The organism is Ruminococcus sp. AM42-11 (assembly GCF_003480145.1).
GTDB lineage: Bacteria > Bacillota > Clostridia > Lachnospirales > Lachnospiraceae > Blautia_A > Blautia_A faecis.
Window position 1 is genome coordinate 1 of record NZ_QUIO01000066.1, and the last position, 12,167, is coordinate 12,167.

The window sequence follows — 12,167 nt, forward strand, 5'->3', positions numbered from 1 at the left end:
TGATGAATGGATGAAACTTTATAAAATTGGACGCATTAAGACGAATACAGTCCGAGGATATGTAGACGGCTTTGAAAGAGCAACCGACTTTATTGGATCTGTAAGGCTGTCATAGGAGAAATTTCAGCACTTTTGTGGTCTGATATTGATTTTGAAAAGCATCGTATTCGTGTCTGTAAAACTTTAAATGAGACGACGGTATTTTATGATGATAGTAAGAACCGCCTGGAGGAAACATACTCAAAGAAGCAGATTGCTACGCCGAATCGGGAACCACATTTGTTTAGTGTACATCCACATAAGTTTCGGCATACTTTTGTCACGAGAATGAATCAATCTGGTATGTCACCATTTACCGTTCGCAAGATTGTAGGTCACGCACATGTTAACATGACGGAATATTATACACACTTGGAACAGGAGTATATTTCAGATGAATTTAATAAATTCTCCGAGAAATATGAAGAGGAAAAAGTTCCGGCTATACCAGAAAAAAATAACAAAGGAAAATTATGGAAAATAACACTGATAATAAAAAAATACTAAAAGGTGGTCAAAAAGTGGTCAAAACAGTTTGGAAGATGCCACAAACCCGCATAAAACAAGGGCTTCCGCAGATACTATTAAGATGTCACCCATATGGGAATGGTGATTTGTTTCGCTATTAAAATGTCCGTTAAATGCGATCTTTTAAGGCTTTTCGAAGGTGCTAGGAGATTTTTATGAGTAGCATTAAATGGCGGTTCATGGCATGGGATTATTGCAAAAACCGTGCAGTAAGCTGTGCAGTAAAACAACCAGAAAAAATTTTTTAATAGATCATATCTCAAGTACAATATGCTTTATTATAAAGTAAGACCGAACCAAGTATAATTGATTATGCAGGGTTCGGTCTGTTTCATTTGGGCTGTGATAATACAAGATCACGTATATAAATTAGCAGTTGTTACAAATGCCGAATTAGAGTATAATATAACTATATTCGGAAAAGGATTTTTGAATATACCCGAAAAGGAGTAATGCCAGTGAATACAGAAACGAAGAATGCAATTCTCATAACTGATAAAGATGCACAGTATGATGAGAGAGCGAAAAGACTGCTTGGTCAGAAAAGCATTCTGGCACATATACTGGTAAAAACAGTAGATGAATTCATGGGAATGAATCCAAAAGATGTAATATCTTACATTGAAGGAGAGCCATTTATTAATACTGTTCCGGTTGAACCTGGGCTTACGAATACTGTTGTTGAAAAAGATAGTCAGCGAGTCGTAGGTTTTAATTCTGAAAACCAGGAGATTCATGAAGGAACTATAAGGTTTGATATTATCTTTTATGTACGGATGAGAGATGGATTATCACAGATTATTGTGAACGTGGAAGCACAAAAGGATGAGCCTGAGAAATATGAGATTTTAAACCGAGCTATCTTTTATGTGAGTCGCATGATTTCTTCACAGAAAGAAAAAGATTTTTCAAATTCAAATTATAATGATATCAAACGTGTTTATTCCATCTGGGTGTGTATGAACATGCCGGAAAATAGTTTGGAGCATATTCATCTGGTAAAGGATAGTCTTGTCAATTCGCATGCCTGGAAGGGAAAGTTGGATCTGATTAATATTGTCATGATCGGACTGGCAGAAGAGCTTCCTGAACATGAAGAAAAATACGAGTTACATAGATTACTTGGAGCATTGTTATCCCAGAATCTGTCTGTAAATGAAAAATTGAATATCATCGGAAACGAATATGATATTCCAATGGAAGAAGACTTCAGAGAGGATGTGAGTGTTATGTGTAATTTAAGTCAGAAAATTAAAGAAACTGGAATTGAGATTGGTAAAAAAGAAATGATTGTAAAAATGCACAGCAAGGGTTATACAATCGCTCAGATCGCCGATGTAGCGGGAATGGAAGAAAAACGGATTGAAGAAATTATTAAAAATGAGGAATTGCTACCAGCATAATGTTGTGTGAAGGAAAAGTCATTCAAATGGATGTTCATTTGAATGGCTTTTTATCAATTCCCAGATAAAAGGAGAACAGCTTTTCCTTGAACAAAAGGAGATTATAAATGCGTGAATTAGTAGCGACTCTGGCAGGCGTAATTGTTGGCTGGATTTTCAATGAGATTACGATGTTTTTTCGTGAAAGACCAAAGCTTACTTTTAAAATGGTTTCTACACCAGAAACGGAACTGATAGATAAAGAATACCGTACTAAAACAAGTTTATCAGAACATGGAATTGAAATTTATAATACAGGTAAAAATCCATTTATACTAGAGAGCTTTGAATTGTGCTATAAAAACAAATTGCTTGTAGATTGTCACATAGTAGAAAATGCCAAGGTTCTTATGCCCTCTGAAAGTTTCACATATACACTTATGGAACAAGAGGCAGATGCTCTACAACACCATTGCAATCAAGAAAAATTTGAAACTTGTGATGTGACAGCCTATAGTGTGGAAGGTAAGAAAATAAAAACAAAATTATGGGTTCCATTGTTTTATATTAGGGCTGGCAGATAAAATGCAATATCATCGGAAACGAATATGATATTCCAATGGAATAAGACTTTAGAGAGGATGTGAGTGTTATGTGTAATTTAAGTCAGAAAATTAAAGAAACTGGAATTGAGACAGGAATTGAGACAGGAATTGAGATTGGTAAAAAGAAATGATTGTAAAAATGCACAGCAAGGGTTATACAATCGCTCAGATCGCTGATGTAGCGGGAATGGAAGAAAAACAGATTGAAGAAATTATTAAAAATGCGGACTTGCTGCCAGCATAAATGAAGAAGTTGTCGCCATCTGGTTGGATAAATATCTGGTCGGATGGCAATTTTATTATAGAAATTCAACTATTTCCCTATATCGATACAGAAATCATTTTATATCATCAAACCCTGCAAATCTAAAGTGGTAATCACATTTCAATTCCATTTCTTTTATAAATCGAGAAAATCTTAAAAAAATCGCAATTTATTTTCAAATTTTTACACTTTTCGTCGAAAATTTTTATTATTTATAAGTAGGAGAGTAAAGAACCACTCCATATTATGAAAACGGAGGGATAAAAGAATGTGGGTATTTTGGCTTGTGTTCTTCGTTCTGATGGCAGTGGTGATTACGCTTATGTATTGCTGCCTTATCAGAGCTAGTGTGGTGGACGACGAAATGGAGAAGGCGTTTCAACAAAAGATGAAATTACGAAAGGATGAGGCAGAAAAATGTCAAGAGGACGAGCAGGAGTAATATCGAAAGAATACAAAGGGGAAGAAAATACAGAATTTCATGACATCATAAAACTTTTTAAGATTTACCGGGTAGTAAACTGGCAAATGCAGATTAAGATCAATCAGGTAAGTGTCATGCTTTCGCTTATGTATCAGGCAAATCATAGGAGTTCGAATTACTGGTTACGAAAAGAAACTAATATTTTTTCTGTTCTTTTTTCCTTGTTTATGATATGTGGAAGATTATTATGTGGTGTACACTGGTGTACAGACATCATCGGAGGTGTTCTATTGAGCTTCGGATTGTTTGGAATATATCGGGGAGCCGCTTTACTTTGCTGTAGGAATCAGTGACAGATTGGAGAAAAAACGGGTAGAGAAACATATGCAATAGCAGTAGGGTTGCTGTTTCTGATAATAAAAAGAATCATCCTTTGTATCGTGTGAAAAACGAATAAAGTTTTATAAAAAGGGATTGTTCAGAGTGAGCATTCCTTTTTTTATTGGAAATTTGCCATAAAATTGTCAAACAACAGTTGCTTAAAGGTACCAAATAATATATAATTGACTATAATCAATAGTTAAAATATCATTGTAATTACAAGAAAAGGCAAAAGCATTGCCAAAAGGGAGGAGGAAATGTATGAAGCATTTCAGAAAAACAATTGCACTCTTTCTGGTGGTAGTTATGCTGACAACCACAATGGGAAGTACTGTGCTTGCAGGAACTGAAAATCAGGGATTTTCGGATCAAGCAGAAACGACCGTGGATAGCAGGTTTCTGGATGGAATTGATACAGATGGTTACGATTACGTGATCACATCCCAGGAACAGGCCGATGAACTACGGGTGTCGGATGATTCCAAATCCATTTTGGTTGCATGTGGGTCGGTTTATCTTTCCGGCATCACAGCAGGAACCATCACAATCCGCAATACAACAAAGATCCAGCTATCTAATGTTACTGCGAAAGCACTGGACATCAGCCAGGGTACTGCGATCAGCTTCACTGGTGTGAAAGCAGACCAGCTGTTGATAGTCGGGGAAAAGACAGAAGAGTCTTCCCTGCAGATTGATTCTGAAACGAATATTTCCAAACTGGAATTAAACGGCGGCCAGGCAGTAACACTGGAAGGAAGCGGAACCATCGGAGATGTGGAAGTAAAAGAACCGGTAAGTTCCCTGGCGGTTTACGCCACCTGTAAAGTAACAAACCAGTCCGGAAAAGCACTGGAACTGGAAAAACCAGACGGAAGCAGTGAAACCCTTCCAAGTGGTGCAGCAAGCTCTCTGAAACTGGAACTTACTCCGTTACATTTGTAGCTGATGGCAGTGAAGTGGCTGTCCGTCAGACAGTTCCCGGAACTCCGGTGGATGTTACCGGGATCACGCCGGAAAAAGAAGGATACATATTTACTACCTGGTATCAGGATGCAGCCTGCACAGAAGTATATTCCCAGTTTGACTGTGTGAACGGACCTCTGACCTTATATGCAGGATTTACAGATGCTGCTGAAGCTGTGACTGTTACCTTTGAAACGTTTGGTGGTACACCGGCAGCACCTCTTACCTTTGCAAAAGGGGAAACACTTCTTTCCAAACCGGTATCCAGCATTTCTACAAGTAAGGACGGCTATACCTTCGGCGGATGGTGCCGTGATGAAACGTGTACCGAACCATTTGCATATACAGAGCCAGTTCAGGAAGATATGACTCTGTATGCGCTTTTTACTTCCAACGAAGCCGTAAGCCAGGAAAAGGATGGAAGCTGTGCGGAGTTAAATGATTTCGACTGGCAGGGAGAGATCCCGCTGATTACAGATACCAAAATGACAGAAGACGAGGTTCTGTCCGCTGTCTCCTTAGAGCCGGGAGCCGGTGATCTGGATCCGATCCTGTCTGTAAAAAAGACACCGAACGGTTTCTTCATTTTCGGTGAATATTACGAAAAAGATGGAAAAAAAGGATTTGAGCCAGGAGCCACATTTACAGTAAGGCTTCCTGAAGAAATTAATTTTGCAGATTATTCCAAAGATGTTCGCTCAGTTACAGTTTCTGTTTATAAAGAGAAGGTGGAGATTGTTGGTTTTTCAGAAGATATCGATTATATTCTCTGGGACCAGGTAATATCCTACACCCCTGCTGTTGAGAAAGAAAATTCAGAAGAAACAGCAGGACAAACAGAAAAAGAAACAACTGAACTCCTTCAGGAGGAAGAAAAGGAAATTCTTTCCCGGCAGGAAGCGGATGAGCCTTCCACAACAACAGAAGAAAATGAAGAACTTCCTTCCGAAGAAAAACCGGAAATTGAAACAGAAGAGGATGTACCGGAAACCGAAACTCCGGCATATGAGCCTGGGGAACTTCTTGTAAATGGGACGCTTAACTATGAGCCCGGGGAAATCGTAGCCTTTTATGACGGCGAAATCGGCCGGGATGAAAAGAGCATGGATTCCTATACCGAAGGCTCTTTTGACGGATATGTGCTTTTTGCTCAGGTTGTGGATGTCCAGAGCGAAGGGGATCAGACAAGGATCTGGTTCGGATATGCCAATCCACAGGATTACCTGGCAGATTTTGATGTAAACACTACAGATGATGTAGATCTGGAGAGCCAGCTGTCCGAAGAAGAACTCCAGGTAGTGGAATCCAAAATCGTCAGCCAGGTAGAGGAAAACGAGGAATTAAAAGCCCAGATGCTGATGGCGGTTATGACTTCTGAGGAAACCCAGAAGATGATCAATGAAAAATACGGGGAAGGAGTTTATTCCCTGGCAGGAATGAATGCCACCCTGAAGCCGGGCAAACCATCCGTAAAGATCTCTGCATCCGGCAGCAATGTAACTGCGACGATTAGCATCTCGGCAAGTGCAGCCATTAAGAACGGTTCGAAGACGATTCTTACCATTTCACCTAAACTGTCCTTTACCCAGAGCCTGTCCGTACAGACTAATGTAAAAGGTGGAAAATTCTGGATCGATATGTCCGTAACTTTGCGTTCCACATCCAAGATTTCCCTTACGGTTACCGCATCCTCCGGCGGCTCTGTAAAGCTGTTCAATGATGCGAAGAAAACACTTTCCGAGATCGTAAAACCAGAAGGGTTAAAGGATTCCAACGACTACAGCCAGTATGACAAAAATGTTTCCGAACTAATGAAGACAGTTGGTTCCATTGTAAATTCCTCCCTGGTCTACAATGATATTTTCAACGTCGTTCTTTTGAAGCTGCGGTTCTCTTTCTACGGAATCATTACCTTGGGTGTGGATATTGACCTTGTGGGCCAGGTCGGTGTGCTGGCAACCTTTGGCGTGGAAATTGAGGTAAAAAGCGGAGAACGCATTGGATTTGAGTATAAGTTCCTGAAGTTTGAAGGAAGCTCCTATACACAGAAGCTGGAAAGCAGTGTGACCAGCAGTGTTTACCTGATTGGTAAAGTAGGGGCAAGGGTGGGAATCCGTGTTACGATTTCCATTACCTTCTGCGGCTTCATCTCCACCAGCATAGAAGGCAGCGTCTACGCTTACGCAGAATTGTCTGGCTTCTATTATAACACCGCGAATCTGGTAAGCGGTGCAAGCACAGAGCTGGGCGCATTGAAATTTGAGGTCGGTATTGATGTGGTTGTCAAGCTTCAGCTGAAAGTCAAGCTTATCTTTAAGACCAAGAAAAAGAGCTGGACCGTATACAGCGGCAGATGGCCGTTGTGGTCGAAAAGCTATTCCAGCGGTTTTTCCTATATGAACCAGACCACGTTGGCTGACATGTGGAAGGTTGTGTCCAAAAATGCAGACCAAAAAGATTCCTTCGGTTTTTCTTCCATTCCGATGAAAAACTGGGATATGGCGAAAGGCACATGCAAAGAAAGCTTCGTTCTGGCGACCCAGAAGGATGCAGGTATTTCCCTTCAGATCCAGAATCTGAAAGTTGATGGGAAAGCAGTATCGGACAAAGATCCCCTGGCAAAACTCTTTTATGTAGGAAACGGAAAGAACAACACCAGCCCCGGATTTATTTATCTGGATCAGGGCCTAGCGGCAAAATATAACTGTAAAAAGGCAGAACTGGACCTTGTTGTAACTTATACCAACAACAGCAAATCTGCTATCGTGAAAAAGCAGGTCAGCAGGTTCCATCTTAGTAAAAAAATTTATGTTGCAACCACAAACCACACGATGAAAGTCGTGCTCAGGGACTGGTGCGCAGACGAATGGGGACTGGATCCTGCCGGCTGGGACAATGCCCTGGTTTATCAGAACACTTTTACCAGTTATCTAAGTACAGGCCAGAAAACAGCAGAGTGGAAAACCGTCAGCCTGAATTTAAACCAGATCATCCAGAAAGCAAAAGATGCTTATCCGGAACTGGCAGGTATGGAATGTAAGTGGATAAATGGAAGCGGTTCCCTACAATCCGGAATTGGTTCCGTGAAGGACTGTTCACTGGATGCGCAAAATGGAACCTTAAGATATAAAGTTTTTGCGGATGACCAAAATTATGAAACAACTTATTATCTTTATGTGCACAGATTTCCGGGTGAAAGCAGCCAGGTAAATTATCACATAAGCCTGAACGGGAAAGAAGCAGATACCACTTATAAGCTGTGGGTAACTGCTGCGGACGGTACCGTGAAGGAATTTAAGAAGCAGAAGAACGGCAGCTATGACCTCACCATAAACAAACGGGATTTTAACGGGGAACAGCAGGCGGTGATGATGTCCGTAAATAACGAACCGGATCAGAAGACCAGCCTGTCCATAACCGGCAGGGAGAGCCAGAAAGACGTCTACCTGAAACTTGATCTCCGTCAGGTACAGCTTGTCATACAGGCTGGAGACGGAATCAGGACTTTTAAGGCATATCGGAAATCATTTTTTAGAAATGTGCTGATCCGTTCTGAGGAGATCCGTTCCGGAACGAAAGTGGAAATAAGGACTGTGCTGGACCCGGATTACAGTGACCTGGAAGTCGTCAGTACATATGATAACTTTAAATACAGCGTTACTGGTGAGAATAAAATCACCTTTACCATGCCACAGAGAAATATCACGCTGGTCCTTCGGGCCTATAAACGCCATAAGATCACATTTGATTATAATTTAGACGATTACGGGGTTTATAAGACCATTTACTCCACAGAAAAGCAGGATGTAACAGTACCAGAGGATCCGTCTGTGCCTGGTTACGTATTTAAAGGCTGGTATCTGACAGCAGATGGAAGCGGGGAACCGTATGAATTTGACCGTAAGTTAAAAGAAGACAGTACACTTTATGCACAGTGGGAACCTGTAGTTTCACCGGAGCAGATACTGGAATCCATAACAGGAGTTTTATCCAATCATTATACGGACTCCCTGGAAAAGTATCTTCCACTGGAAAATACCCCCAAAAAGCTCCAGGAAGAAATCACTGGAAGACTGACAGAAATCCTGGAAAAGGAAAATGTGTATCAGCTGTATGGGAACCGGATTTCTTTCCATGTGGTGCTCTCTGACAAAGTAGAAGAGACAGAAAACCAGTATATCTATACTTACCAGGCAGATATCCTTTATAAAGATCTGGCTGGAAAAGAATGGGAAGGTACTGCCAAGGGCAGTTTTGTACTGGGAAAAATGAAACCTGAGGTTTCGGTACTGCCACTGGCTGGAAACCTGAAATATCAGGAAAAACTGGCGCTCAGTCCGTTTACGGGAGGCGAAGTGACCTACAAAGAAAACAAGGTGACCGGAAGCTTCCGCTGGAATGAACCGGAGCTTGTGCCTGCAGGAGAAGATAACGGAACCGCAAAATACAAAGCGACATTTATACCGGATGGTGACAGCGCAAAGCTTTATACCCCTGTAGAATTTGAATTACCAGTGAAAACACAGATCGGTGTCCGCGTAAGCTGTAAAGCTGACAGCCGAGATTATGAAAAAGGTAATGTTATCACCACCGGAACCTATGAACTGACACGTGCCGGTGACGGTATGAAACTGGAAAATCTGGAACTGACAGACGGTATATTTAAGTTTGAACAGGAAACACCTGGTGAAAACCTTAAAGTTACCTTCAGCGGTTATAAGATCCGGGATGACCAGAACACGGATAACCTGTATGTGCTTCTGGATGAAACAGCTGAGACAACAGCCTCTATTGGAATGGTCACTCCAAAAATCGAGGAAGTTCCGACGACAGCACTGCTGGGTTATGGCAAGACTTTAAGTGACTGTACAATTACAGGCGGAAAGGCAATCTGGAAGGGAGAAATAATAGAAGGTACGTTCAGCTGGAAAACTCCGGAAGCAAAACCAGTCGGAGAAGATAACGGAACTGAGAAGGCAAACTATACAGTTGTGTTTACACCTTCTGAAGCCAACATTTATCTTCCTGTAGAATTTGACCTTCCAGTAAGAACACAGATTGGTGTTCACGTAAGCTGTAAAGCCAACAGCCGTGATTATGAAAAAGGTAATGTTACCACCACCGGAACCTATGAACTGACACGTGCAGGCGATGGTATGAAACTGGAAAATCTGGAACTGACAGACGGTGTCTTTAAGTTTGAACAGGAAACACCTGGTGAAAACCTAAAAGTTACCTTCAGCGGTTATAAGATCCGGGAAGACCAAAATGCAGATAACCTGTATGTGCTTCTGGATACTACAGCTGAAACAACAGCAAGTATCCGTGAGCCAGTTCCGACGGATCAGATTTTGTCCCAGCTGATAGAAATAATTAACGGAGATTATGAGGATTCCATTGAAAATTATCTGCCAATAGAAAAAATGGAAGAAAAGGTAGAAAACTCCACGGTTTCTGTTATTAACGAAGCATTGGGACAAAATGAATTCCTGAAAGAATACCAGAATCTGATCTCCATTACGGCAAAGATTCAGGACAAAGGAGAACCTCTGGCGGATGCTTACACATATATCCTGGCCATTGAAGCAGTAGTTACAACCTCGACTGGGAATACCTATACAGAAACCGGAACCTATCAGGCTGTAATAAGAAAGCTTACACCGGAGTTAGGAACGAAACCTGAAACAAACATTCTGGAATATCAGAAACCGTTATCTGACTGCGTCCTGAAAGGCGGAAAAGTAACATGGAATGGGCTGGAAGTAACAGGGGAATTCAGCTGGAAGACTCCGGAAGTAAAACCATCTGGAGAAAATAACGGAACCGATAATGCAAATTATACGGTTGTATTTACGCCTTCTGAAGCCAACATTTATCTTCCTGTAGAATTTGACCTTCCAGTAAGAACGCAGATTGGTGTCCGCGTAAGCTGTAAAGCCAACAGCCGTGATTACGAAAAAGGCAATGTTACCACCACCGGAACCTATGAACTGACACGTGCTGGCGACGGTATGAAACTGGAAAATCTGGAACTGACAGACGGTATATTTAAGTTTGAACAGGAAACACCTGGTGAAAACCTTAAAGTTACCTTCAGCGGTTATAAAATTCGGGAAGACCAAAATGCAGATAACCTGTATGTGCTTCTGGATACTACAGCTGAAACAACAGCCTCTATCTACTGGATCACGCCAGTGATCGAAACTGTGCCAACCGTAGCACAGGAATTTGAAATCGGTACCAGATTAAAGGATATCCAAAATTCACCAGAAAAGGATCCGGTCTTAACCGATGGAAAAGCTACATACAATCAGAAAGAAATTCCAGGAACCTGGCAATGGCAAAATCCTGAGACAGTACTTGACCAGGTGGGTGAAATCCGATACACAATGCTGTTTATTCCAGAAAATACAGCTGGATTTAAAACAATCCAGGCAGAAGTAACCGTATCCACAATAAAAGCAGTGGTGACGCCTCCTGAGATCCCGGAAATGGTCTATAATGGGCAGGAACAGGCTCCGGTTATTCCAGAAACGGAATTCTATAAAACAGTTCAAAATGAAAAGCATTTAGATGCTGGAGAGTACAATGTAACGATGGAACTTAAGAATCCTGCACTGTACAGATGGCCGGAAAGTGAAGAAAAAATTACGATCCTGCCCTATAAGATTCAAAAAGCCAAAGCAGACATTACAGGAACTCCGGACCCGGAAAAACTGACCCTGATTTATGGGCAGATGCTTTCAGATGGATTGACGTCAGAAACAGAACCGGACAGAGCGAAAAAGAAAACTCTGATTGCAAAAGATATGATATCCGGAATCAAGGTGAAGGTCGCAGAGATGGAAACAGCCGGAGAATGGCAGTGGAAGCTTGAAGAATCCGAGAAAAAGCAGCTGGCAGTTACTGAAAACGCTTATAAGCTTCAAGCAGTTTTTCAACCTGCTGATGAAAGCGTGGCAAAAAATGTAGAACCGATTGAAGAGATATTTACCGTAAAAGTAAAGAAGGCGGTACCTGCATTGACGTGTAAAGATTTCAGCGGAAAACTATTTAATTCAAAAGATAATGAAGGAAATGTGGTTGGAAGTTATCTTTCAAATGCAGAGATTAATGGCTGGGTTGAAGCGAAAAATCCAATTACTGGCGAAACTATTGTGGGAACCTGGAAGGCAACACCTGTTGAGGACAAAGTCATCACTAAAGAGAGTGGAGGATTTGCATATAAGCTTACCTTTACTCCGGAAGATACAGTAAACTATTCAGAAGCTGTTGTTGAAAACTTGATGATTTATATTCATGTCGACTATAAGCCTGTAGTTCCAACGGACGCCCCTGCTCCAACAGAAACTCCAGCTCCGACAGAAGCACCTGCTCCAACAGAAGCACCTGCTCCGACAGAAGCACCTGCTCCAACAGAAGCACCTGCTCCGACAGACGCACCAGCTCCGACAGAAGCATCAGCTCCAACGGAATACCCTGTCAGGCTTTTCGCCAACGCGCTGTCGTCCTCTTCCAGCTTCAGATGAATGTAGTGATTATACTGATAAAGAAGCCTCTGAAGCGCCTCCGCATACGCT

The 12,167-nt window shown here is 41.5% G+C and carries 7 protein-coding genes; all 7 read left to right on the forward strand.

Going from position 1 to position 12,167, the window contains the following annotated elements:
- Nucleotides 1–132 precede the first annotated feature (132 nt).
- The gene (locus DW904_RS21550; protein ID WP_195991006.1) at nucleotides 133–546 is read left to right on the forward strand and encodes a tyrosine-type recombinase/integrase; all 414 of its coding nucleotides are present in this window, start codon (nucleotides 133–135) and stop codon (nucleotides 544–546) included.
- Nucleotides 547–1,019: 473 nt separating this feature from the next.
- Entirely contained in the window at nucleotides 1,020–1,970 is a 951-nt protein-coding gene (locus DW904_RS21555) for a PD-(D/E)XK nuclease family transposase (RefSeq protein WP_202017067.1), read from the forward strand.
- Between the two features lie 107 nt (nucleotides 1,971–2,077).
- Nucleotides 2,078–2,533 carry a hypothetical protein gene (locus tag DW904_RS21560; protein ID WP_118584190.1) on the forward strand — a complete coding sequence of 152 codons (456 nt, stop codon included), beginning with the start codon at nucleotides 2,078–2,080 and terminating at the stop codon, nucleotides 2,531–2,533.
- Nucleotides 2,534–3,087: 554 nt separating this feature from the next.
- On the forward strand, nucleotides 3,088–3,261 hold the full coding sequence (locus DW904_RS23190) for a hypothetical protein (RefSeq protein ID WP_173717811.1): 174 nt from the start codon (nucleotides 3,088–3,090) through the stop codon (nucleotides 3,259–3,261).
- Nucleotides 3,262–3,389: 128 nt separating this feature from the next.
- Complete coding sequence (locus tag DW904_RS24385) at nucleotides 3,390–3,596, forward strand: phosphatase PAP2 family protein (protein WP_243110538.1); 207 nt, start codon at nucleotides 3,390–3,392, stop codon at nucleotides 3,594–3,596.
- Nucleotides 3,597–3,885: 289 nt separating this feature from the next.
- On the forward strand, nucleotides 3,886–4,566 hold the full coding sequence (locus tag DW904_RS21570) for a hypothetical protein (protein WP_118584191.1): 681 nt from the start codon (nucleotides 3,886–3,888) through the stop codon (nucleotides 4,564–4,566).
- A gap of 14 nt (nucleotides 4,567–4,580) precedes the next feature.
- Nucleotides 4,581–12,116 (forward strand): InlB B-repeat-containing protein, encoded by a 7,536-nt coding sequence (locus DW904_RS21575; RefSeq protein ID WP_118584192.1) that lies wholly within the window; start codon nucleotides 4,581–4,583, stop codon nucleotides 12,114–12,116.
- The last annotated feature ends 51 nt before the right edge of the window (nucleotides 12,117–12,167 follow it).